Source organism: Maribacter sp. PR1, from assembly GCF_028464145.1.
GTDB lineage: Bacteria > Bacteroidota > Bacteroidia > Flavobacteriales > Flavobacteriaceae > Maribacter.
Genome location: NZ_JAQPCG010000004.1, coordinates 80413 through 104344, shown reverse-complemented (window position 1 = coordinate 104344; position 23932 = coordinate 80413). Strand labels below are relative to the sequence as shown.

The following is a 23932-nucleotide window of genomic DNA, read 5'->3' as shown; positions in this document are numbered from 1 at the left end:
ACTATAAACAAGAGCAATGAGAAAAGGATTTATCATAACGAGCATCATCTTGGTTGTGGCATTAGTTGCCATAATCGTCTTGTATCCATTGCTATGGTGGCTCGCCTTGGTAATACTTCCTTTCCTAATTTTAGGACTTTTGGATTATTGTCAAAAATCCAATAATATTAGGCGAACCTATCCCTTGCTTGGTAGAATCACAAATTTTCTTGAGGAGCAGCGCCACGTTATCCAAGAAACATTATTGCTCAACCGTACGGAAGGACAACCCTTTACTTGGATACAAAAGGAAATCGTCTATAAGCGTGCCGCAGACGCCAATAAAAGTCAGCCTTTTGGAACACAAATTCCGTATGATAAAGTAGGTCGTGAATGGTTTACCCATTCCACCTATCCTGCAAAAGAAGTTAATGATGATTTCAGGGTTCTTATAGGAAGTTCCCACTGCTCAACACCTTACTCTGCTAGCATTCTCAACCTTGCGGGAATGAGTTTTGGTTCCATAAGCAAAAATGCCACCCTTGCTTTTAACGGTGGTGCAAAAATAGCAGGTTTTGCTCAAAACACCGGCGAAGGTGGCTTTACGCCTTACCATCTAGAATACGGTGCAGATATTATCTACCAGTTTGGAACGGGATACTTTGGATGTCGTGATGCAGAAGGAAATTTTGACGCCAAAAAATTCGCCGACATCGCAACCAACGATGTAGTGAAAATGATTGAAATAAAAATATCGCAAGGTGCCAAACCTGGCTTTGGAGCAATTTTGCCGGCAAAGAAGAACACAAAGGAAATATCCGAATTCAGGGATGTGGAGCAGGGAACGGAAATTTTATCGCCACCACACCATTCTGCCTTTGGAAACGACAAGGAAATGATTTTGTTCATTGAAAAATTGAGAAAACTTTCCAGTGGAAAACCCATAGGAATAAAGCTTTGTATCGGACAGAAAGATGAATTTGAAAGAATGGTTCGTGCTTTTGCTGAAAAGAAAAACTATCCTGATTTCATTGCCATTGACGGTGCCGAAGGTGGCTCTGGTGCTGCCCATATGGAATCCCTACATTGGGCAGGTATGCCAATAATTGAAGCCGTCCATTTCGCAAACGGCATTCTTAAAAAGTATGGGTTGCGAGATGAGATAAAAGTAATGGCAGCTGGTAAAATCATTTCGGCTTTTGATATCTACAGAATGTTGGCACTCGGCGCAGATACCTGTTATAGTGCCAGAGGAATGATGTTTGCCCTGGGCTGTGTACAATCCTTAAAATGCAACCTCGACACCTGCCCCACGGGGATCACCACAATGGTGCCTTCCCGGGTTGCTTCCATCGTTGTAGAGGACAAGAAAACCAAAGTGGCGAATTACCATAAAAACACAATGAAAGCCCTTAAAGAATTATTAGGTTCAATGGGTATTGAAAATAGAAAGGGCATACTTAGAAAGTTCATTGTTAGACGAATAAACGAAACCGAGAAAAAGACATATGACGAAATTTTTATAAAACCCTCAACCGAATGAGCGAAGAAAAAGACATAGAAACTACGGCTGCCTTTTATGGGCAACTTTTCAATAGTTCAAAGTACGTACTATTAGTAGTACTTATTGCTACAGCTATCGGGCTGTATGTCTTGCCTAATATTAATGCTATCTATGCTGTGATTATACTATTGGCCCTTACGCTATTAAAGATAGGATTTATCATAGCCTTATCCTTTAATCAATTAATGAAAATTATCGGACAGAGCCATTTGCTGAGCCACGTTTTAGTGTTATTCGGATTTTTAATTGTTCTGATTGTACTTTCATTTGCCATAGATTATACAGCATTACACTTTATTGATTCTGCTCATTTTAAGATAAATAATAGTTCGGGAAGTAATGGGCTGTTGGCATTTTTCGATATGTCCTATTTTAGTCTAATTACATTCTCATCTGTGGGCTACGGCGATATAGTTCCAATAACGGTTACAGCTAAGACATTGGTGGCACTTGAGGTGGCACTTAGATTTTTTGTACTCGTTTTTGGTATTGCAAATGTGAATAGAATCCGAGTAAATAAATAACCTTTAAAACTAAAAATTATGAAAAAACTAAAATTAACAACACTCTTAATGTTGCTTGTAATGGCTACAGGCCAAGTGTACAGTCAAGATGCAGATACGGATAAAGAAGCTGTGCTTACAGTAATGAAAACATATAAGGATGCACTTCAAAACCTAACGACAGAAGGTACTTTTGAATTATTTACCGAAGATTCCAAAGTATTTGAATCTGGTGGTGTAGAAGGCTCGTATGCGCACTATATAGAACACCATTTGGGACCTGAGTTGGGGCATTTCAAAAAATTTGAATTTTCAGATTATGAAATTGATGCGGAAGTAGATTTGCCCTATGCATTTACAACCGAAACCTACATCTACACTATCGTGCTCAACCCAGATGAAAAAGGCGAAAGTAGAACAATAAAGAAAAAAGGAGTAGCGACGTCAATCTTAAAAAAGATGGATGGTAAATGGAAGATTATTAAAACACATTCTTCGTCAAGAAATGTAAAATAAAATTTAAACTGTGAGCGAATTCTTAAAACAATGGGGCGAAGCAGCCTATACGACCACTGGATTTTTCTGGATGGCACTTTGGGCTTTCATTTTGGGCTATATCATCAGTAGTATGATACAGATTTTTGTGACTGAAAAAAGGATGCAAAAAACAATGAACGAGAGTGAAGGTAAAAGTGTACTCTTAGGCACGTTTTTCGGCTTTATAAGCAGCTCGTGTAGTTTTTCGGCTTTAGCGGGCACAAAATCTATCTTTAAAAAAGGTGCAAGCTTTGTGTCTTCCATTGCCTTTCTTCTTGCATCGACCAATCTGGTAATTGAGCTTGGAATCATCATTTCCATATTTTTGGGATGGCAGTTTGTAGTAGGCGAATATGTAGGTGGAATCCTTTTAATTCTTATTTCGTGGATTTTGATACGAATAATCAATCCTAAAAAGCTCATAGAAAAAGCGCGCAAGAATTTAGAGAACGAAGATGACGATTCAATGGATGATTCCAAAGACTGGAAAAAACAAATCAAGAAAGAAGATAGTTGGGCAAGGGTTGCCAAAAAATATAAGATGGAATGGCAGATGGTATGGAAGGACGTTACCGTTGGCTTTACCATTGCAGGTATCGTTGCAGCCTTCGTTCCCGATTCTTTCTTCCAGACACTATTTATCAATAGTGGTCAGGGCAATACAGACTTTACCTTTCTTGAAATATTGGAACATATCGTTGTAGGACCTATTGCCGCATTTTTGACTTTTATTGGCTCAATGGGTAATATTCCGTTGGCGGCATTGCTTTTTGGAAAGGGCGTGAGTTTTGCAGGGGTTATGGCTTTTATTTTTAGTGATTTGGTAGTCTTTCCTGTACTTCGTATTAACGCCAAGTATTATGGGTGGAAAATGTCGCTGTTCATTTTATTCTTACTGTTTACGGCATTAATAGGAACAGCTTTGGCTCTGCATTACTCTTTCGATTTGTTGGGTATGTTGCCTGACACATCACAAGTTAAAATACAGGACAAAGAGCATTTCAAAATTGACTATACCTTCTATTTGAATATGGCTTTTCTCGCAATTTCAGGATATCTCATATACTTAGGGTTTTTCAAGAGAAAGGATGTAGAGCACTCAATGAGCGAAATGGCACCGAAAAGTCCATTGCTTGAGAGTGTTTTAAAATATGCAGCCTATATCTGTTATATATGGTTGGCAGGTGGACTGATTGTAAAATTCTTTATACCATAATTATGAAACACACTTACCACATACAAGGGATGACCTGCAATGGTTGTCGTACCAGCGTCGAGCAGAAGCTTTCGGAAGTAAGCGGTGTCACAAATGTATCTGTAAATCTTGAAAAGGAAGAAGCCATCATACAAATGCAAGGTCATATAGATACCGCAACATTTCAAAAAGCACTTCCAGAAAAATACACCATTTCAGAAAAGAAAACAGAGAAAAATGTTTTTGCGAGTACTGGCAATGGTAACGATGAAGATAACATTTTCTCGAAAGCGGAAACTGAAAAATCAAAACTACAACAGTTGAAGCCTTTGCTCATTATTTTGGGTTATATCGCTATCGCAACGGTGTTACTCAATTATCAACGGGAAAATTGGAATAGTGCGATGCTCGACTTTATGGGGTTGTTCTTTATTGTTTTTAGCTTCTTTAAAATTTTAGACTTGAAAGGCTTTCCAGATAGTTTTAGAATGTATGACCCACTTGCCAAAATAGTACCAGCCTATGCTTGGGTATATCCATTTATAGAAACAGCTCTTGGATTGATGTTCTTGATGCGTTTTGAAATACCCATCGCATTAATCGCAACCCTAATCATTTTGGGGATTACAACCGTGGGCGTAACCAAAATATTGCTGGACAAAAAATCGATACAATGCGCTTGTCTGGGTACAGCACTCAAACTACCTATGACCGAAGCTACCTTTATAGAAAACACCATTATGATTGTGATGGCAGTCGTTATGTTAACAAGAATACTTTAATACACAAAATAAAACTATCACAAATGAAAAAAATCATAGTAGTACTCGGTATTATCCTTGTTGCTTCCTGTAAGCAAGAAGTTAAAGAGACCAAAGAATTTGAGGCGAAAGAGGTAGAAACAATTTCTCAAACTGCTGAACCTGATAAGAAAAAGTCATTAAGTCCACATACCGAGACAATGGCAATGGTAGGCGATGCGCACATTCATATTGATTATACGTCGCCAGGAGTTCGGAACCGTATTGTTTTTGGTGGTTTACTTCCTTATGATGCTATCTGGCAGGCAGGAGCTCATATGGCGACCTGGATAGAAATGAACAAAGATTTAACCATTGATGGAAAAATGTTGAAAGCTGGAAAATATGGGTTTTTTGTAATTCCCAATCAAGAAGAATGGACAGTAATTTTTAATAGCAACTGGGACCAACATGGTAAGGATGAATATGATGAGAAGGATGATGTTTTGCGCTTTTCGACAACTCCTAGGATTTCAGAAAATATTCAGGAACATCTGGAATATACAGTCAACAAAACAAGCGAGACATCAGGAACTATTAAAATGAGTTGGGAGAAAGTCACTATTGAATTTCCTTTTGAAGTAAAATAAGATGGTAAAAAGACAAACAGCTTTAAAGATAAGAAAGGTACATCGCTATCTAGGTCTCTTTTTAGGAATTCAGTTCTTAATGTGGACCATCAGCGGCATGTATTTCAGTTGGACGGATATCGATGAGATACACGGCGACCAATTTCGACGGGATCCTGTCGATAAAATTTCGTATACGGATTTGATCAGTCCAACAAAAATTAAAGCCAAAGCCATATCCTCTTTGGAACTAAGAGAAATATCAGGAGAGCCTTATTATTGGGTTAATCACAGTCAATTGGTCAATGCAAAAACAGGTGCATTAAAAGCTGAAATATCGGAACAGGATGCCCTTCAGGTAGCGAGGAGAAATATGCTGCCTGAATTAAAAGTCAAAAGCATAGAACGAATCGAGGAAGTGGGGAGCCATAGCGAATATCGAGACAGACCCCTTCCAGCCTATGCTATATCATATGAAACACCCGAAAATATAAAAGCCTATGTGTCTGTCAAAGACGGTACGTTCCAAACATTGCGCCATCGCGATTGGCGTTGGTTCGACTTTCTATGGATGACCCATACCATGGATTACCAAGGAAGGGACGATTTTAATACCATAGTCCTCCGAGCCTTTTCGCTTTTAGGCCTAATAACCGTTTTAAGCGGGTTTTTATTATGGTATATATCATCGCCTTCGGTCATAAAAATCAAAAGACGAAGTAATACTAAAAAGGAAAACAAAAATTAGTCAAGCAATTTGTACTGAATATTCTACAGCAATAAAACAGCATTAATACTTAAAATCATGAACAAAAACATCATTTATATTGGAACGGCCCTTATTGTTGGCCTGTTAGCAGGATATCTTATTTTCAGCAGTTCGTCTGAGGATGAGATGGCGGTAAAGGACTTGTCAGATATGTCGGATACGCACGACCACTCTGGCGAAACGGCCGAACAAATGTGGACCTGCTCCATGCACCCACAGATTATGCAGCCCGAACCTGGCGATTGCCCTATTTGTGGAATGGATTTGATTCCTGCGGAGACCGGGGCCGAAGGCCTTAGTGCCAATGAAATCAAGATGACCGACAATGCCATGGCCTTAGCCAACATACGTACTTCTGTGGTCGGTAAGGGCAGTATGGATGGAAATTCCTTGAAACTATCAGGGAAGATTAGGGAAAACGAAGAGGCCAACGCCGTACAGGTTACTTATTTTGCAGGCAGGATTGAAAAACTGTATGTAAACTATACAGGGGAAAGCGTAGGGAAAGGAAAGCTACTTGCCACAATCTATTCCCCCGAACTTGTTTCGGCACAGCAAGAATTGCTTACGGCGGCATCCATGAAAGAATCCCAGCCCGCCTTATACAAGGCCGTCCGTAACAAGCTAAAATTATGGAAGCTTTCTGACAAACAAATCAATAGCATTGAAGAGTCGGGGCAGGTTCAGGAAAACTTTCCGGTGTACGCCACAGTGTCCGGAACGGTAACCGAAAAAATGGTAGAAGAAGGGGATTATGTCAAGCAGGGCCAACCCCTTTATAAAATAGCAAACCTGAATTCCGTCTGGGCAGTATTCGATGCCTACGAAAACCAGATAGCATCCCTGAAGACGGGTCAAGAGATAAAGCTTACCACCAATGCATATCCGAATAAAGAATTTACGGCGAAGGTATCGTTTGTGGATCCACTGTTGAACTCCGCTACAAGAACGGTAATGGTCCGTGCAGTGCTTAACAATTCGGAAGACCTATTAAAACCTGGTATGTTCGTTGAGGGCAGAATAGATATGTCCAGCGAAAGATCCGATGAAGTGATTAATGTTCCTTCAACTGCCGTCATGTGGACGGGCGAACGTTCCGTGGTCTATGTAAAGACCAACCCCAACGAACCGATTTTTGAAATGAGGGAGGTCACTCTGGGAAATACCAACGGAGAAAGCTTTACCATTTTGAGCGGATTGGAAAGCGGCGACGAAATAGTGACCAATGGGACATTTACAGTGGATGCTGCAGCCCAATTGCAAGGAAAAAAATCGATGATGAACGCAGAAGGTGGCAAGACAATGACGGGTCACGAAGGGCATTTGGGAATGCAAGAAGATAATTCTGTAGAAAATACAAATGAAGCCAACCATTCTCAAATGAAAGAAAGGATTGAAGTTTCAAACAAATTTCAGAATCAGTTAAAACAGGTTTTTGATGATTATATCCTTTTAAAAGATGCTTTGGTAAATGATGATGCCAAGGGCGCTCAACAGGCAGGAAAACAAATAAACCAATCCTTGAAAAAAGTGGATATGAAATTATTATCTGATGAAAAAGCACATAACCATTGGATGACTATTCAGAAGGAATTAAATACTTCGGCAAACGCTATTTCAAGTAATACGGATATTTCAAAACAAAGAGGGCATTTTAAGCATTTGTCTGCACATATGATTAGTAGTGTACAGCTCTTTGGGGTCAATAAAGATGTATATATCCAGTTTTGTCCAATGGCAGACAACAACAAGGGAGCGTACTGGATAAGTTTAGAGGAAGAAGTCCGAAACCCATATTATGGTGAAGCAATGTTAACCTGCGGCGAGGTTAGGGATACATTAAAATAATCAGGTTTAGAGTTAATTGGTAAAAAGAGGATTCTTCAGACATTGATATTTTTAAAGAGAAGAAAGATGATGAGTGAAAGTAGAAGAAATAGAAGAAAAAACAAGAAAAATACATATAAGCAGAAAAATCCGATTACAAAAAAAGATAAGGTAATCGGAATTTCAGCGATGATAGGATTATTTATTGCTGTTGTAATACTAATCATATATCTAAATTTAGATTTTATTAGGCATTTGTTCAACCTATGAATAATACCATCCACATAAAAAATATGGTCTGTCCGAGATGTATATCGGCAGTTTCCCAAATTTTGGTAGGGTTGAACATTGATTACAAAGCTGTCAAGTTAGGAGAAGTAGAATTGGTTTCGATGCTCAACAAATTCGAAAAAAAATCTTTGCAAAAAAAGCTACAAAATGCAGGTTTTAGTTTGATTGACGACCGTAAAAGTCAATTTATTGAACAAATGAAAACATTGGTTGTAGATAAAATCCATCATTCCAATCAAGAGACCGATTTCAAATGGGCAGATATTGTTACAGGCGAACTTAACTTGGACTACAAATATTTAAGTTCACTTTTTTCGTCGGTAGAAAGTATTACGTTTGAGCAGTACATCATAAACCAGAAAATTGAACGTGTTAAAGAACTTATAGTTTACGATGAATTAACCTTGAGTGAGATAGCTTTTAAACTTCATTATAGTAGCGTTGCATACTTAAGCAATCAGTTTAAAAAAGTAACCGGAATGACACCTACACAGTTTAAGAAATCTGTTAATAAGAACCGAAAATCTTTGGATGAGATTTAAGGTTATTTACCACTTTTAATGGGACATTTTAAATCAATAGATAATATAATGATTTACCAATAAACTGAATTAAGATATCAAAATGAAATTTGACAGAAAGAAACATTGGGAAACAGTTTACGAAACTAAAAATCCAGACCAGGTAAGTTGGACGCAAGAAATACCAAAAACTTCACTGGAGTTTATACGTTCGTTCAAACTAAATAAAGATGCAAGAATTATAGACATTGGTGGTGGCGACAGTAAACTGGTCGACTATTTACTTGAAGAAGAATATAAGAACATTACTGTACTTGATATTTCAGAAAAAGCAATTGCGAAAGCTAAAAAAAGACTGGGAGAAAAGGCGAGTAAAGTAAATTGGATTGTAAGCGACATTATCGAATTTGAACCTGACACATCTTTCGATGTTTGGCACGACAGGGCAACTTTTCATTTTCTTACAACGGATGACCAGATTAAAAAATATATTAAGATAGCGTCAAAATTTGTACGTGGTTATTTAATAATAGGAACCTTTTCACAAAATGGACCAAAAAAATGTAGCGGACTTGAAATAAAACAATACAATGAAGAGGAATTAACATCGGAATTAAAAAAAGGATTTGACAAAATTCACTGTGTAACAGAGGACCACACAACACCATTCAACACCATACAGAATTTTCTGTTTTGTAGTTTTAAAAGACAATTAACTGTAAAGCCAGCAATACCTTCACCCACAAGCTAAAAGAACAGATGCACATTTTAGCAGTTTAAGTTTTCACAAAAACACAAATCAAAACAAAAGAAACATAATGGCTAAAATTTATCTATCATTTCACATTTATATTTTAGCATTTGCTTAAATAAGAAATAATTGTAACTTTGCTTTATGGAAAATAATTCTTGTATAAGACAACAGGCGGATATTGAACAGATAAACCGTTGTAAAGAAACAGTTTCAGAATTAAACGAAACATTTGATTACTTAGCAAATGGACTTTCATTGGTTGGAAATAACGTGAGACTGAAAATTCTCTATTTACTTTTTGAGGAAAAAAAGCTCTGCGTTTGTGATTTAAGCGACATTCTCGGAATGAACATTTCTGCCATCTCTCAACATTTGAGAAAAATGAAAGACAGAAATTTATTGCAAACCGAAAGAGATGCCCAAACGATTTTTTACTCACTAACCCCTGAATATTCAACATTGTTAAATCCGTTTTTTGAAATACTTGATAAAAACAAAGTTTTAGAAACGATATGAAACGTGAGAACAAATTAATTGGTGCAGGTTTACTTGCTGCTATTACGGCTTCATTATGTTGTATTACACCTGTTTTGGCCTTAATCGCCGGAACAAGTGGAATTGCCTCAACATTTTCTTGGATTGAACCTTTTAGACCTTATCTAATCGGGTTGACAATTTTAGTGCTCGGCTTTGCTTGGTATCAAAAACTAAAACCTCAAAAGGAAATCGATTGTGAATGCGATACGGACGAGAAACCAAAATTTATACAGTCAAAAACCTTTTTGGGAATAGTAACAGCATTTGCAATTATAATGCTGGCATTTCCATATTATTCATCCATTTTTTATCCGGATAATAAAAAAGAAGTGGTCATTGTAAACCAATCAGATATTCAAATCGCAAACTTTAATGTTCAAGGAATGACTTGTTCTGGCTGTGAAGAAAGCATAAAACACGCTGTAAATGAATTGGACGGTATTATAAATGTAACCCCTTCGTATGAAAAGGGAAGTACCGTCGTAGAGTTTGATAAGTCTAAAACCTCTAAAGTAGCTATTGAAAAGGCAATTAATTCTACAGGTTATAAAGTGACTGGCAAAAAAGAAATAGAATGAAAACTATATTAAAATCAGAAATTACTTGTCCGAAATGTGGACACAAAAAAGAAGAAGAAATGCCGACGAACGCTTGTCAATTCTTTTACGAGTGCGAGAATTGTAAAGAAGTATTAAGACCAAACGAGGGAGATTGTTGCGTATTCTGTTCTTACGGTACTGTGGCCTGCCCGCCAATTCAAGAAAATAAAAGTTGTAATGATGCAAGTTGTTGTTAACAATATAATATTCAAATTATGAAAACGGAACAACACAAATTACCTACTGATTTAATCTTGGATATTAAATCCAGATTAAAAACTTTGAGCGGTCAATTAAACGGCATTGTTAAAATGCTTGATGCGGGAAAAGACCCCGAACAAATAAACATACAGTTCAAATCTATTGATAAAGGCATTCAAAAAGCACATTACTTACTGTTGGATGAGGTTTACAGAAAAGCACTTGCTATTGGAATAGTAAAGGCCGTGGACTCTTGCCCAGGAAATTGTGGCAACGAAGATAAAATTGAATATTTAAAAAGTGAATTCCCTAACTTGGAATTATCCGATTTGACCAATCACTTAAAAGAAATCCAAACCATTGAAACCAGATTAAAAAACTACAACGAAAAAAAAGACTAAAAAAAGTTTGGTGACCCCCTACCTCACGTTCTCATCTTTGTTCCATTATTAATTTAAACTTAAAATAAGATGAAACGACAAATCGAGATTTTTACAGCAGGTTGCCCAGTATGCGAGCCTGTGGTGCAATTAGTAAAAGAAACAGCAGGAAAGGACTGCGAAATCACACTTCATAATCTGTCTGAGCAATGCGAAAGTAAAATCTGTGTTTCAAAAATGAAGAAATATGGGGTTACAAGAGTTCCTGCCATTGCTGTTAACGGAAAACTATTGAATTGCTGCACCAACATCAAAATCACAAGAGATGATTTGGTAAATGCAGGCATAGGAAGCTGTTAGGTATGGCAATTACTAAATTGAACAAAAAAGCATCTATGGGGACTGCTGTATTTTCAGCAGTTTCCCTCAAACTATGCTGCTGGGGCCCTTTGCTACTTACAAGTGTAGTTGGTATTAGTGGGAGTTCTGTCTATTTTTCTTGGCTTATTGCATTGAAACCTTATCTATTGGCCATAGCATTTTTGTCATTGGGATTGGCTTTTTATCAGGTTTATAAAAAAAAGAAGGTGGACGATTGTGACAACTGTGAAACTGATAAACCATCATTTTTTAAGTCGAAATTCTATTTGTGGTTAGTTACTGTGTTTGTTGTTGTGATGACATTGGTTTCTTATTATCCACAAATATTTCACCCAATGGCCACAAAAGGAATTGTTGCAACAAACAATACACATATTCAAACTGTAAAGTTGAATATTGAAGGGATGGTATGCTCTGGTTGTGAAGAAAATATCAATCATTCTGTAAACAAAATTAATGGGGTTACAAATGTAACTACGTCTTTCGAAAGAGGAACTTCAATTATAGAATTTGATACCACTAAAACGAATGTCGATGAGATAAAAAAGGTCATTCAATCAAAAGGGTATTTGATTACAAATAGTAGAGATTGATAGACACGTATCCATTGCGGTGATAAAAGATAAATTGAAAACGACTTATCCAATAGGTTAGTAATAATTTGTGAAGAGCAAATTCTACAAATCATTCAGCATATTACGTAACACATTAAAGTCTTTTAATCCTGAAATTTGTAACATACAAATAAGAATGGGTTTATGGAGACAATCAACATATTTGAAACCAAAGAAAAGAATACTAAAAAAGGAGTAAAGGAATCATTTCCTGTTACGGGAATGACCTGTGCCTCTTGTGCAGCGAGTGTTGAATCTGTATTAAAACACACAGAAGGTGTGTTTGATGCAAGTGTTAATTTTGCCAATAGTTCCGTTCTTGTGGAATATGACAAGGAGTTGAGTCCAAATCAACTTCAAAACGCGCTTCGTGAGGTCGGTTATGATATTATAATAGATGCCGAAGACCCTTCGGAAGTACAGCAAGAACTTCAGCAAAAGCACTATCAGGACATAAAAAGCCGTACTATCTGGTCAGCTATCCTTACGCTACCCATTTTTGTGCTGGGAATGTTCTATATGCAATGGGAACCTGGCAAATGGATTTCTTTGGTATTGGCCTTTCCCATTCTTTTTTGGTTCGGGCGTAGCTTTTTCATCAATGCCTTCAAACAGGCCAAACACGGAAAAGCAAATATGGATACATTGGTAGCTTTAAGCACCGGAATCGCTTTTCTGTTTAGTGTGTTCAATACTTTTATTCCTGAATTTTGGTTGAGTCGTGGTATCGAACCTCACGTGTATTACGAAGCGGCTACCGTGATTATCACTTTTATTTCCTTGGGGAAACTATTGGAAGAAAAAGCAAAATCAAATACGTCTTCGGCCATTAAAAAGCTGATGGGGCTTCAGCCAAAAACCCTTAAAATTATTGAGAATGGGGAAGAGAAGGAAATCCCTATTGCATCCGTACAGGTTGGTCAGACCATTTTGGTACGTCCCGGAGAAAAGATTCCTGTGGATGGCGAAGTTTCCAAGGGAAGCTCGTATGTTGATGAAAGTATGATTACGGGAGAACCTGTTCCAGTTCAGAAATCCCAAGGGGAAAAGGTCTTTGCCGGTACCGTTAATCAAAAAGGAAGCTTTCAATTTACCGCTGAAAAAGTAGGTGGAGAAACCCTGCTTTCCCAAATCATTAAAATGGTTCGGCAAGCGCAAGGGAGTAAGGCACCCGTTCAAAAACTGGTCGATAAGATTGCCGGTATTTTTGTTCCTGTGGTATTGGGTATTTCCATTGTAACTTTCATAGTCTGGATGTCAGTGGGGGGCGATAATGCCTTTTCACAAGCCTTATTGACCTCGGTAGCCGTATTGGTTATCGCTTGTCCCTGTGCCTTGGGCTTGGCAACGCCTACCGCCATAATGGTGGGTATCGGCAAGGGAGCTGAAAATAATATTTTGATAAAGGATGCCGAAAGTTTAGAGCTCGGCCATAAAGTGAATGCAGTAATCCTTGATAAAACGGGTACGATTACAGAAGGAAAACCATTGGTCACCGACATACTTTGGAAGGATAAGCTTAAAAATCAAAAGCAATACAAGGAAATTCTCTTGGCTATCGAAGCACAATCAGAACATCCTTTGGCAGAAGCGGTAGTCAATCATCTGAAAGGGGAAAACATTGAACAAGCAGAAATTACTTCCTTCGAAAGCATTACAGGAAAAGGAGTAAAGGCGCAATCAGAGAATGGTTCAAAATATTATGTGGGCAACCATAAACTAATGGTCGAAAAGAATATTCAAATTGACGCTACTTTAATGCAAACGGCAGAAAGTCTCGAAGAGAAGGCAAAAACGGTCATATTCTTTGGTGGCGAAAATCAAGTGCTCGCGATACTCGCCATAGCGGACAAGATTAAAGAAACTTCAAAAAAAGCCATAGTTACGCTTCAAGAAAGAGACATCGAGGTGTATATGCTCACGGGAGATAACAATAAAACGGCTTCCGCCGTGGCAAATCAGGTGGGGATTTCAAATTACCAGGGCGAAGTAATGCCTTCGGACAAAGCAGCTTTTGTTGAAAAATTACAGGCAGATGGAAAGATAGTCGCAATGGTAGGCGATGGTATCAACGATTCGCACGCTTTGGCGCAAGCCAATGTGAGTATTGCAATGGGTAAAGGTTCGGATATAGCAATGGATGTAGCGAAAATGACCTTGATAACGTCAGATTTACAATCCATCCCAAAAGCATTGGAGCTATCAAAAAGAACTGTTTTGGGCATACGTCAGAACTTATTTTGGGCATTCATTTACAACATCATTGGTATTCCAATCGCAGCAGGGGTTCTTTATCCCGTAAATGGATTTTTATTAGACCCGATGATTGCAGGTGCAGCAATGGCATTCAGTAGTGTATCCGTTGTTGCAAATAGCTTAAGACTTAAACGAGTAAAACTTTAATAATAAATAAATTCAATACTATGAAAACTTTAAAATTTAAAACAAATATCAATTGTGGTGGGTGTGTATCGAAAGTAACCCCTTTTTTAAACAAACAAGAAGGTGTAGAAAGTTGGGAAGTAGATACCGCTAATCCTGATAAAATCCTAACCATTGAAAGCGATGGTGCAACCGAAGAAGACGTAAAATCAACTTTGCAAAAAGTAGGATTTAAGGCTGAAAGTGTATACTAATAGGAACCAAAATTTCATAAACGGCTCGTTCAATTATGATGTACAGCGTTATTTTCGGACTTATTCTTCTATTCATGTTTTATCTCATTTCAAGGATAGGAAGGAAAAAGGTCAAGCCCTTTCCCAAACATTGGCATCCTTTGCTGATGGCAAATGTGCTCTTTTATCAGAACCTATCCGGAGAAAAACAGGTGGTTTTTCAGCAAAGGATGATGCAATTTTTAAGTGAAGTCTATATTGACGGAGTACAGTTGGAATTACAGGAACTCGATAAAATATTGATTGCCACAAGTGCCGTGATTCCAGTTTTTGGGTTCGAGGAGTGGCATTACACCAATCTAAGCGGAATACTATTGTACCCTGATCATTTCAATGAAGATTTGGAGTTTAATAGTAAAGGACAATCGCGAAATATTGGTGGAATTGTCGGCAATGGGAGGTTCGAGAAACAGATGATACTTTCCAAAAAAGCGTTATACCATGGTTTTAACAATACCAGTGATAAAAACAATACGGGGATTCACGAATTTGTACACCTTATAGATAAAATAGACGATGTAACCGACGGAGTCCCCGAACGTTTGATAAAGCATCAATATGCGATTCCTTGGCTGAAACTGATTCATAAGGAAATGGAAGCTATAAACGACAATCAGTCGGATATCCGAAAATATGGAGGAACCAATGAGGCCGAATTCTTTGCTGTCGCCTCGGAATACTTTTTTGAGCGTCCGGACTTGCTTAAAAAGAAGCATCCTGAGCTATACGGGATGTTGGTTAAATGTTTTAATCAAAAAATGACTGATGTGCCTAAAGATGTGAGACCATAAAATGGATTTATGAGAACAGAATGAAGAGGAGCACATTCATTAATTCTATCGTTCTTTAGTACGAGAAGCTTTTCCGAAAATATTAAGCTCCGAAAGTGTAACTGATGAAGTTGGACAGACATTCATAATAAAAGCACAGATTTAATTCTACAGAAGACCGAGCTGTAAAACGGATTCCTTTTTTCACTACATTCGCTGCGTTATTCAAAATGGGAAAAAAGATTCAAATAGTGATAATGGTAATTACCCTTGGTATTTTTTTAGTGCCAACGAGCGTATGGGCACATATTGCCCTTTCCCACCCATCTGAAAAAATCAGTTGTGCAGATAGTGCAGAACACTCAAAGAGCGATTGTTGCAAGGGTCATAAAAGCCAAGACAAGAAAGAAAAGGATTGCGATGGAACTTGTGGAAGTATTACCTGCCATTGCCCATCAACCACAATTTTACCAATAAATTATTCTTCAACTTCAGAAGCATCAAATCCTGTTGCTATGGCTGCTTTCAAAAATCTTTGGAACTATGCAAAACAAGAGCCAAAACCAGTCTATTTCCAGATTTGGTCTCCACCAAAATTAAGTTAGTACACCTACCTTCACAGCCAAAGCTGTGTGAGATTGAAAACTATATCCTTGTTTTCAAAATTCAAACGTATCAAATAATTTAAATCTTTCATGTATGAAATCAATATTCAACATATTGATAGTGCTATCAGTGGTGCTATCAACAACTTTCGGCTTCGCCCAAATTAAAAACCCAAAAACGGAAACTGTAAAAATTCCCGGTAACTGCTATACGTGCAAATCTGCTATCGAAAATGCGGGAAACCTCACAAATGTGGCCAGCGTTACTTGGAACAAGGACAGTAAAATGGCCAAAATAACCTTTGATTCCGAAAAAACAAATCGGGACGAAATATTAAAACGCATCGCGTTGGCAGGTTATGACAACGACGAATATCTGGCACCGAATGCTGGGTATGCACAACTTGCCGAATGTTGCAAGTACGATAGTCAGCAAAAGCAGCCCGCAATTGCTATGGACCATACCAAAATGGAGATGGAAACGAATGAACCAATGCAGGAAATGGCGATGCCATCTGGTAAGGAACATTCGGAGATGACAATGCCCGAAATGACGGAAACAAATCCAATGGAAGCCGTGTTCAATAATTATCTTGCTATAAAAGATGCCCTGGTAAAAAACCAATGCCACGATAGCGAATGGAAAATCTGCGGAATTGTTGACTATATTGAAAAACTTGAAAACAGAAGCGTTGACGGCGGAAGGGCAAACCGCTGTAACCAAGGTAATGCCATCTTTAATGGAAGCCGCCAAAAGCATTGCAGCAACCAAGGATATTGGCAAGCAACGGGAAACATTCAAGGTTCTGTCAAAATATATGCACGATATAACTTCTTTTTACGATACCAATGAGACCCTTTATTACCAATACTGCCCAATGCAGGATGCCAATTGGTTGAGCAAGGACAAGACCGTTAAAAATCCCTATTATGGTTCTCAAATGTTAAGCTGTGGCTCTACTGTGGAAACTATTGACAATAAAAATTGAATTCAATAAAATTTGATTTTTGATACCAAAATGAAAAAAATTATTATAATAATCCTGTTTCTCGGAACGCTTTCCATAAAGGCACAAAATATAGTGCGCTACGAACTATATGTTCGTGATACCATCGTAAATTTTACGGGTAAGGAAAAACGTGCCATCGCAGTGAACGGACAAATACCAATGCCAACGCTAACGTTCACAGAAGGCGACATTGCCGAAATTTATGTGCACAATGAGTTGGATGAAGAAACAGCCCTGCATTGGCACGGTCTGTTTTTGCCCAATAAGGAAGATGGCGTACCTTACCTTACCCAAATGCCCATTCCGCCGCACACCGTCCATAAATATACCTTCCCAATCATACAGCACGGGACCCATTGGTACCACAGCCATTTTGGGCTTCAGGAACAGATTGGTATGTATGGTTCTATGATTTTGAACAAGAGACCGGACGATAAGACCTTCAGAAAAGGCATTGACGACCTGCCCACCATTCCCATAGTATTGAGCGAATGGACGGACTTGAAACCAGAAAATGTGCACCGTATGCTCCATAACGCATCCGACTGGTTTGCCATAAAAAAAGGGACTACACAGAGTTATGCCGAGGCTATTAAAAAGGGGCACTTTAAAACAAAACTTCATAATGAATGGAAACGGATGCTTGCAATGGACGTGAGCGATGTGTATTATGACAAATTCCTCATCAATGGCAAAAGTGAAAATGAAGATACATCCCTCAAGGGCTTAAAAGCTGGCGATAAAGTACGGCTGCGCGTTTCAAATGGCGGTGCTTCCAGTTATTTTTGGCTTACCTACGCCGGTGGTAAAATAACCGTGGTGGCCAACGACGGTAATGATGTGGAACCTGTGGATGTTGATAGAATGCTTATTGCTGTATCAGAAACCTATGATGTGGTTGTTACCATTCCTGCGGACAATACTGCCTTTGAATTTTTAGTAACACCGGAAGACCGTACAAAATCGGCTTCCATATATCTTGGAGAGGGCATCAAACAACTTACGGAACGGCTTCCAAAACTGAAATATTTTGAAGGTATGGAAATGATGAACGAAATGATGAAGATGAACGGCGATCTGGACCAAATGGGAATGAGTATGAGTATGCAGCAAATGGATATGAACGTGGTGATGTATCCTGAAATAACCGGTCCTGAGGATAACGGAAAAGACAAGAAAATGGAAATGGATGGCGAAGATCCTAATGGCCACAAAATCGATGGAAAACAGGATATGGATGGAATGAAGATGAGCGAAGCTATGTACAAGAGCAACGAACTTGCAAACATTACGACCCTCAACTACGCTATGTTGAAATCGCCTACGGTAACAAAACTTCCACAGGATGCACCCATAAAGGAACTGCACTTTACGTTAACCGGCAATATGAACCGTTATGTTTGGAGCTTGGACAATAAGGTTATTTCAGAAAGCGATAAAATATTAATAAAAAAAGGGGAGAAAGTAAGGATTACCCTGTATAACAATTCAATGATGCGACACCCGATGCACCTGCACGGCCACGACCTTAGGTTGCTCAACAGCCAAGGCGAGTATGCACCTCTAAAAAATGTAGTGGATATTATGCCTATGGAAACCGATGTTATCGAGTTTGAGGCCAATGTAGAAGGCGACTGGTTTTTTCACTGCCACATATTGTACCATATGATGAGCGGTATGGGCAGGGTTTTCAGTTATGAAAACCAAGAGCCAAATCCTTTGATACCAAACCCTGAATTGGCGTTAAGAAAATTAAAAGGTGACGATCGGGATTTCCATCTGATGGTAGAAAACGATTTTGCGACCAACGGAAATGATGGATTGCTGATGGCTCAAAGTACACGATGGAGTTTTGGCACCGAATGGCGTTTGGGCTACAATGATATGCACGGTTATGAAACAGAAACACACATAGGAAGATATATTGGAAAAATGCAGTGGCTTATGCCGTTTGTTGGGTTTGACTGGCGCTATAGAAAATTGGGACATAATGAGGTTGAGGAAAATTTGTTCGGTCAAAAAAACACCAAGGATAAACGCTCTTTATTGAGTGTAGGGGTCAATTACACCCTACCGATGTTGGTAATGGCACAAGCAGAAATATTTACGGACGGTAACGTCAGAATACAATTTGAGCGCAATGATATACCCATAACCCAAAGGTTGCGTATGAACCTGATGTGGAATACAGATAAGGAATATATGGCAGGTTTGCGTTATATCACAACACGTAATTTGGGGATTACCACTCATTACGACAGCGATATGGGTTTTGGGGTTGGTCTTAATTTAAATTATTAATAAAATCAATCGTATAGAAACCAATTAAAGAAGTTAAATCCTAACTCTAAAATTCACAGAATGCAACACTCGTTAAAAGTTCTTAAATTTAGGGTAAACGTTTATCAATTATTCTGATATCCGAAAATATGGAGGTACAAATCAAGCTAAATTCTTTGCGGTAGCTTTGGAATACTTTTTTGAGCGTCCAGATTTGCTTAAAAAGAAACATCCTGATTTGTACCAAATGTTAGTCGAATGTTTCCGGCAGAAGCCTATGTATAATTGACGTGGGCAAAAATAGGATATCCTCCAATGCGTATGTATTCCTGTAAACTGTTAATCCATTTGATTTTAAAAATAGTTGACCCCCTGTACTCTCTTCGATAGTTGTGAAGACTGTATGGCTGAAAGTCCCATATGCGTCAAGAATAAGATGGAAAAAATTAATATGATTTTTTTTCAAAACCTTTTTTCCGATTAAAAGATAATGGCTATTGAAAGTTGTGCAAAAGAAGCCTTTGTCAAGAAATACAAATTTGAAAATAGGAGTAAATGAAAAAGCACATTGTTAAAATCAAATCCATAGAGTTCATAAATTACAATGTTCTGGAAGTGGTAACGGAAAAACCAGAAAATTATGATTTTGAACCATGGCAGGCCACAGAAATAGCAATCAACTTGGAAGGTTGTAAGAACGAAAAAAGACCTTTCACGTTTACTAATTTACCAAGAGAGAAAGATTTGCAGTTTACGATTAAAGTCTATCCCTCACTTAATGGGGTTACCAAAAAACTTTCTAAACTGGAAGAAGGGGCCGAACTGATTCTGGGAGATGTCTTCGGGGCTATCCAGTTCAAGGGTAAGGGGGTGTTTTTGGCTGGAGGTGCCGGAGTAACGCCATTTATTGCGATTTTCAAGTCATTGGGATTTCAAAACGAAATGGATTATAATTCCTTGATTTTTGCCAATAAAACAGAAAAGGATATTTTTCTTGAGCAAGAATTTGAAACGTTACTTGGAAAAAGGTTTATGAACATCCTTTCTGAAGAAGAAACGCAAAAGTATCCCACGGGCCATATAGACAGGGATTTTTTGAAGTCTATTATAAAAGATTTTTCACAGTATTTCTATGTTTGCGGCCCACCCGAAATGACGGAGAGTGTTACTGAGGATTTAAAAAGTTTAGGGGTTGCTGCCGAAAAAATCGTAATTGAAGATTATGATTGATTTTTAATACAGTGGTTCGGTATAAGCTTTCTTCTGCTATTAAGCTGTATTGATTTGGGAAATCCTGCAACGTTTGGAGTTACGATGTCAATCAAAATATAATCTTCGCTGGACGGACTTTTTTCGAGAACAGGTCTCAGTCACGTTCATTTATCATTCACCTTTTACCAACTGATAAACCTTTCCGGTATTACCTACAGGACCAGGCTCGTCGGTGGTAAGAACAAATACTTCACCCTCGTTGTTCTGGCCAAATGCCAAAAGAAAATGACCGAGTCCCTTTTCTTGATTTAATTTTAGTTCCTCAAAATTCCACATTCCGGAATCCGATTGCTGCCTATCCGATACAAAAATTGCTCCTGCAGGCTTGCCATGGTGTTGGGTCCAAGTACCAAATATATAATTGCCTTCCAGTGTGGGAATCATATCTCCTCTATAAACATGTCCGCCTATTACAACAAGGCCTTTTCCACCTTGATCAGTTCCTCCTTGTTTAAACTCAATCACGGGATCAATTAGGGGCTGACCCATTTTATCCGCGTCGGGGCATTCTCCTTTACTCTTATCGTTATTATAGGCGTTAAAGCAATGGGTTCCTTCCTTTACGTTCCAACCATAGTTGCCGCCTTTAGTAATTACACTTACTTCTTCCCAAGAAACTTGTCCAGCATCTCCAGCAATTAGTTCATTCTCCCCTTTAAGATCAAAGGAAAATCTAAAAGGGTTCCGTAGGCCGTAAGCATAAATCTCATCCATGCTAGCTTTGTCAATAAAGGGATTATCCTCAGGAATTCCATAGGTGGAAAATTCATCATCCACATCAATACGTAAAATGCTTCCTAGAAGATTCTGTTCTACATCTTGGCCATTACCACCAGCGTTTTCGCCATACCAATCAGGCACATGGCCTCTGTCAATATCGTTTGCGCCCCCGCCGTCCCCTAGAGCTATGTACAGATAATCATCGGGCCCAAAAGCAATATTACCGGCATTATGGTTGTCCTGTGGCTGATGCACTTTCAGAATTATTCGCTCCGAAGACCTGTCGGCTTGATTGGGGTTATTCTGAGACACACGAAATTCGGAAATATGGCTGGTATGGTCCCAGTTTTCAGGTCCATCATCGCTCAATGGAGCACTATAGTAAACAAAGAACTTTCCATTGTCCCGGTAATCTGGATGGAAGGCCAGTCCCAAAACCCCACGTTCTTCATGTTCGTCCTTTAGGGAGACTATTTTATCCTTCAAGTTCAAAAAAGGAGTAGGGAGAACACCGCTTTTGGGCGAGTAAATGTTTATGACTCCCACCTGGTCCACAATAAAATACCTTCCAGAATCATCAGGTGATTCGACAAGGGCTACAGGAGAGACAAAGTTATCGGCTACTAATTCGAGTCCTACGGATTCTTGAGAGAAGCTATAAAGAAAAGATCCAAGGAACAGTATTGTGCAAAGTAGTTTACTTTTCATAATTACATTTTTTTAGAGGTGAGTACTATTCTTTTACTATCAAAAAAAGATGTTTTATGAGGAAAACGTTAACCGAATCAATTCAAAATTTTATCCGATAAAATAAAAATTTAGTAATTGATGGTATTAATGATGCACCTGTTTTAGCCGCAAGTAATGTTGGTATTGCAATAGGTGGTTTGGGAAGCGATGTGGCTATAGAAACCGCAGACGTAATCATCCAAACCGACCAACCTTCCAAAGTGGTCAAAGCCTTTAAAATAAGTCGTTCTACTCGAGAAATTGTATGGCAGAATATCATTATAGCATTTGGTGTTTAAGTCATTGTGTTGATTTTATGAGCTGGTGGTTTGGCAACGATGTGGGAAGCGGTTTTTGCAGATGTAGGCGTAGCATTATTAGCTATATTGAATGCGGTTAGGTTGCAGCGTATGAAGTGGAAGTGAACTACAACCTAATCCGGTGGTTCACTGTTCGAGCGGATATCGGAGCGCGGCGGCGAGCAGCATCCTTTTAAAACGGATTAAGGGCGTAGAAGTCTATGACCTGGGCGATGCGGTCGAAGGTTTTTGGGATTGATGTTGTTGCTGATAATTTTTAAAATATTGGACCTGGTTAGATAAAAGCTTTTCAATTATTGAAACCACAAAGGTCTTCCTCGAAGAGGGCGGCCATTGTGGTTTCTATTTTTTTGATAATCTTATGAAGAGCAGTTATTTGCCCAAAGCTTTATAAAAAAATATCCCCAACTTTTTACCTCCCCCACAGAATAGTTCAAACATCGAATTTGATTTTGACCTCCACAGCAGAACCATTTTAATATCTCTTAACTGGTTTTCTAATAGAATTAAAAATGAAATCTTTTACGGCAACCCTATACGGTTTCGAATGATATTTTTAGTAGAACTTTGGGAAAGCTGTCTTTTTTAATAGGTAAGGCCAAAAAGCGGATAAATCTTAAAAACAATCATGGATAATTCAATGACATTAATAAAAACCTTGAATAATTGTGTTGTTCAGTGTAATCGTTGTGCCGATGCCTGCTTAGATGAAGATGACGTCGCCGCTATGGTAGACTGCATTCGCGCCAATCTCGTATGCGCCGAAATTTGTAATACGACCGCAAAGATACTGGCCACGACCTACAAAGACGTTGGCGACCTGCTAAAGTATTGCCATAGGCTCTGTACGTCATGTGCCACGGAATGTGAAAAACACGAATATCATTATTGTGTGGAATGCGCGGAAGCCTGTAAAAAATGTGCGGCTGCCTGCAAGGATGTGTTAGTGAAATATGAAAACTCACATATACAGCAGAAAGAAAATTATCTTTAGATACGCTACCCATGGAAGTAAAACGGCCAAATACTTCGCAGAAAATTTTGAAGACGGCTATGGTGTCGAACATTCCGGAAATCAAAAATCCATCGGTCGGGGGAAAAGATGATCGACGGCGGTTGGGTTCAAGAAGTAATAGAAAAGTAACAGATCAAATTCCAAGAAAATGAAAAAGACATATTCAATAGAAGGGATGAGCTGCAACGGATGTCGCGGCCATGTAGAAAAATCACTTTTGAACGTAACAGGTGTCGCCGATGTGTCGGTCGATTTGGAAGATGCGGAAGCAACCGTAGAGTCCCAATATGAGGTGCCGTTAGAAAACTTACAAGAGGCGCTGCAAAATAGCCAGTATTCGATAAAGCCACAGAAAGTCGGTTAGCGTTAAATACTCATAACAGTTATATGAACTTTGGGTAATTAAAACATAAGATCAAATCGTCCTCACAGGCCTGAGCATCCATAAATATTCAGCCTGTATAGAGGATAGCACTCTTACAAGAATTTAATTTTAAACAATAACAATCAAAACT

Annotated in this window: 26 protein-coding genes and 3 pseudogenes; 28 read left to right on the top strand and 1 reads right to left on the bottom strand. The window is 38.5% G+C overall.

Translation table 11 applies throughout. From position 1 onward, the window contains the following. Nucleotides 1-16 precede the first annotated feature (16 nt). The 25 genes and pseudogenes from PP182_RS09380 to PP182_RS09260 all read left to right on the top strand — a co-directional run bounded on the left by PP182_RS09380 (nucleotide 17) and on the right by PP182_RS09260 (nucleotide 20591). Nucleotides 17-1522 carry an FMN-binding glutamate synthase family protein gene (locus PP182_RS09380; protein WP_272650992.1) on the top strand — a complete coding sequence of 502 codons (1506 nt, stop codon included), beginning with the start codon at nucleotides 17-19 and terminating at the stop codon, nucleotides 1520-1522. Further along, on the top strand, nucleotides 1519-2067 hold the full coding sequence (locus PP182_RS09375) for an ion channel (RefSeq protein ID WP_272650991.1): 549 nt from the start codon (nucleotides 1519-1521) through the stop codon (nucleotides 2065-2067). The genes PP182_RS09380 and PP182_RS09375 overlap by 4 nt, the downstream gene beginning before the upstream one ends. Nucleotides 2068-2085: 18 nt before the next feature. Further along, nucleotides 2086-2562, top strand: a complete 477-nt coding sequence (locus tag PP182_RS09370) for a YybH family protein (protein WP_047418847.1) — start codon at nucleotides 2086-2088, stop codon at nucleotides 2560-2562. Between the two features lie 10 nt (nucleotides 2563-2572). Further along, on the top strand, nucleotides 2573-3799 hold the full coding sequence (locus PP182_RS09365; RefSeq protein ID WP_027066236.1) for a permease: 1227 nt from the start codon (nucleotides 2573-2575) through the stop codon (nucleotides 3797-3799). A 2-nt stretch (nucleotides 3800-3801) separates the two neighbouring features. Further along, nucleotides 3802-4560: a heavy metal translocating P-type ATPase gene (locus PP182_RS09360; RefSeq protein WP_027066237.1), complete on the top strand. Its 759-nt coding sequence runs from the start codon at nucleotides 3802-3804 to the stop codon at nucleotides 4558-4560. Nucleotides 4561-4583: 23 nt separating this feature from the next. After that, nucleotides 4584-5168 carry a DUF2911 domain-containing protein gene (locus PP182_RS09355; RefSeq protein ID WP_272650990.1) on the top strand — a complete coding sequence of 195 codons (585 nt, stop codon included), beginning with the start codon at nucleotides 4584-4586 and terminating at the stop codon, nucleotides 5166-5168. 1 nt (nucleotide 5169) lies between these two features. Further along, nucleotides 5170-5895, top strand: coding sequence for a PepSY domain-containing protein (locus tag PP182_RS09350; protein ID WP_272650989.1), 726 nt, complete (start codon nucleotides 5170-5172; stop codon nucleotides 5893-5895). Nucleotides 5896-5952: 57 nt separating this feature from the next. Continuing rightward, entirely contained in the window at nucleotides 5953-7764 is a 1812-nt protein-coding gene (locus PP182_RS09345) for an efflux RND transporter periplasmic adaptor subunit (protein WP_272650988.1), read from the top strand. Between the two features lie 245 nt (nucleotides 7765-8009). Continuing rightward, nucleotides 8010-8576, top strand: a complete 567-nt coding sequence (locus PP182_RS09340) for a helix-turn-helix domain-containing protein (protein ID WP_272650987.1) — start codon at nucleotides 8010-8012, stop codon at nucleotides 8574-8576. Nucleotides 8577-8658: 82 nt separating this feature from the next. Then, nucleotides 8659-9306: a class I SAM-dependent methyltransferase gene (locus tag PP182_RS09335; RefSeq protein WP_272650986.1), complete on the top strand. Its 648-nt coding sequence runs from the start codon at nucleotides 8659-8661 to the stop codon at nucleotides 9304-9306. Between the two features lie 144 nt (nucleotides 9307-9450). Further along, the gene (locus PP182_RS09330) at nucleotides 9451-9825 is read left to right on the top strand and encodes an ArsR/SmtB family transcription factor (RefSeq protein WP_027066244.1); all 375 of its coding nucleotides are present in this window, start codon (nucleotides 9451-9453) and stop codon (nucleotides 9823-9825) included. Further along, on the top strand, nucleotides 9822-10424 hold the full coding sequence (gene merTP, locus PP182_RS09325) for a mercuric transport protein MerTP (protein WP_027066245.1): 603 nt from the start codon (nucleotides 9822-9824) through the stop codon (nucleotides 10422-10424). The genes PP182_RS09330 and merTP (PP182_RS09325) overlap by 4 nt, the downstream gene beginning before the upstream one ends. Beyond that, on the top strand, nucleotides 10421-10642 hold the full coding sequence (locus PP182_RS09320; RefSeq protein WP_272650985.1) for a GDCCVxC domain-containing (seleno)protein: 222 nt from the start codon (nucleotides 10421-10423) through the stop codon (nucleotides 10640-10642). The genes merTP (PP182_RS09325) and PP182_RS09320 overlap by 4 nt, the downstream gene beginning before the upstream one ends. Nucleotides 10643-10660: 18 nt before the next feature. Then, nucleotides 10661-11047: a metal-sensing transcriptional repressor gene (locus tag PP182_RS09315; protein ID WP_272650984.1), complete on the top strand. Its 387-nt coding sequence runs from the start codon at nucleotides 10661-10663 to the stop codon at nucleotides 11045-11047. A gap of 69 nt (nucleotides 11048-11116) precedes the next feature. Next, the gene (locus tag PP182_RS09310) at nucleotides 11117-11386 is read left to right on the top strand and encodes a thioredoxin family protein (protein ID WP_272650983.1); all 270 of its coding nucleotides are present in this window, start codon (nucleotides 11117-11119) and stop codon (nucleotides 11384-11386) included. A 17-nt stretch (nucleotides 11387-11403) separates the two neighbouring features. Beyond that, entirely contained in the window at nucleotides 11404-12000 is a 597-nt protein-coding gene (gene merTP, locus PP182_RS09305) for a mercuric transport protein MerTP (protein ID WP_272650982.1), read from the top strand. A gap of 165 nt (nucleotides 12001-12165) precedes the next feature. Beyond that, nucleotides 12166-14424, top strand: coding sequence for a heavy metal translocating P-type ATPase (locus PP182_RS09300; RefSeq protein ID WP_272650981.1), 2259 nt, complete (start codon nucleotides 12166-12168; stop codon nucleotides 14422-14424). A gap of 20 nt (nucleotides 14425-14444) precedes the next feature. Continuing rightward, on the top strand, nucleotides 14445-14657 hold the full coding sequence (locus PP182_RS09295) for a heavy-metal-associated domain-containing protein (protein WP_272650980.1): 213 nt from the start codon (nucleotides 14445-14447) through the stop codon (nucleotides 14655-14657). Between the two features lie 74 nt (nucleotides 14658-14731). Then, nucleotides 14732-15487, top strand: coding sequence for a zinc-dependent peptidase (locus PP182_RS09290; RefSeq protein WP_419197727.1), 756 nt, complete (start codon nucleotides 14732-14734; stop codon nucleotides 15485-15487). A gap of 209 nt (nucleotides 15488-15696) precedes the next feature. After that, the gene (locus tag PP182_RS09285) at nucleotides 15697-16071 is read left to right on the top strand and encodes a hypothetical protein (protein ID WP_272650978.1); all 375 of its coding nucleotides are present in this window, start codon (nucleotides 15697-15699) and stop codon (nucleotides 16069-16071) included. Between the two features lie 656 nt (nucleotides 16072-16727). Further along, nucleotides 16728-16862: pseudogene (locus PP182_RS09280) on the top strand (hypothetical protein); the annotation flags it as partial. 27 nt (nucleotides 16863-16889) lie between these two features. After that, complete coding sequence (locus PP182_RS09275) at nucleotides 16890-17060, top strand: hypothetical protein (protein WP_272651290.1); 171 nt, start codon at nucleotides 16890-16892, stop codon at nucleotides 17058-17060. A 30-nt stretch (nucleotides 17061-17090) separates the two neighbouring features. Next, nucleotides 17091-19382 (top strand): multicopper oxidase family protein, encoded by a 2292-nt coding sequence (locus tag PP182_RS09270; RefSeq protein WP_272650977.1) that lies wholly within the window; start codon nucleotides 17091-17093, stop codon nucleotides 19380-19382. A gap of 106 nt (nucleotides 19383-19488) precedes the next feature. Further along, nucleotides 19489-19650, top strand: a pseudogene (locus tag PP182_RS09265) (zinc-dependent peptidase); the annotation flags it as partial. A 266-nt stretch (nucleotides 19651-19916) separates the two neighbouring features. Continuing rightward, nucleotides 19917-20591, top strand: a complete 675-nt coding sequence (locus PP182_RS09260; RefSeq protein WP_272650976.1) for a flavodoxin reductase — start codon at nucleotides 19917-19919, stop codon at nucleotides 20589-20591. 153 nt (nucleotides 20592-20744) lie between these two features. Here the strand turns inward: PP182_RS09260 and PP182_RS09255 are convergent, their stop codons facing one another. Then, nucleotides 20745-22061: a PQQ-dependent sugar dehydrogenase gene (locus PP182_RS09255; RefSeq protein ID WP_272650975.1), complete on the bottom strand. Its 1317-nt coding sequence runs from the start codon at nucleotides 22059-22061 to the stop codon at nucleotides 20745-20747. Nucleotides 22062-22180: 119 nt separating this feature from the next. Between PP182_RS09255 and PP182_RS09250 the strand changes: the two are divergent. The 3 genes and pseudogenes from PP182_RS09250 to PP182_RS09240 form a co-directional block, all read left to right on the top strand. Next, a pseudogene (locus PP182_RS09250) lies at nucleotides 22181-22507 on the top strand (heavy metal translocating P-type ATPase); the annotation flags it as partial. Between the two features lie 622 nt (nucleotides 22508-23129). Continuing rightward, the gene (locus PP182_RS09245; RefSeq protein ID WP_330097986.1) at nucleotides 23130-23396 is read left to right on the top strand and encodes a four-helix bundle copper-binding protein; all 267 of its coding nucleotides are present in this window, start codon (nucleotides 23130-23132) and stop codon (nucleotides 23394-23396) included. A gap of 169 nt (nucleotides 23397-23565) precedes the next feature. Next, nucleotides 23566-23781: a heavy-metal-associated domain-containing protein gene (locus PP182_RS09240; RefSeq protein WP_272650973.1), complete on the top strand. Its 216-nt coding sequence runs from the start codon at nucleotides 23566-23568 to the stop codon at nucleotides 23779-23781. The last annotated feature ends 151 nt before the right edge of the window (nucleotides 23782-23932 follow it).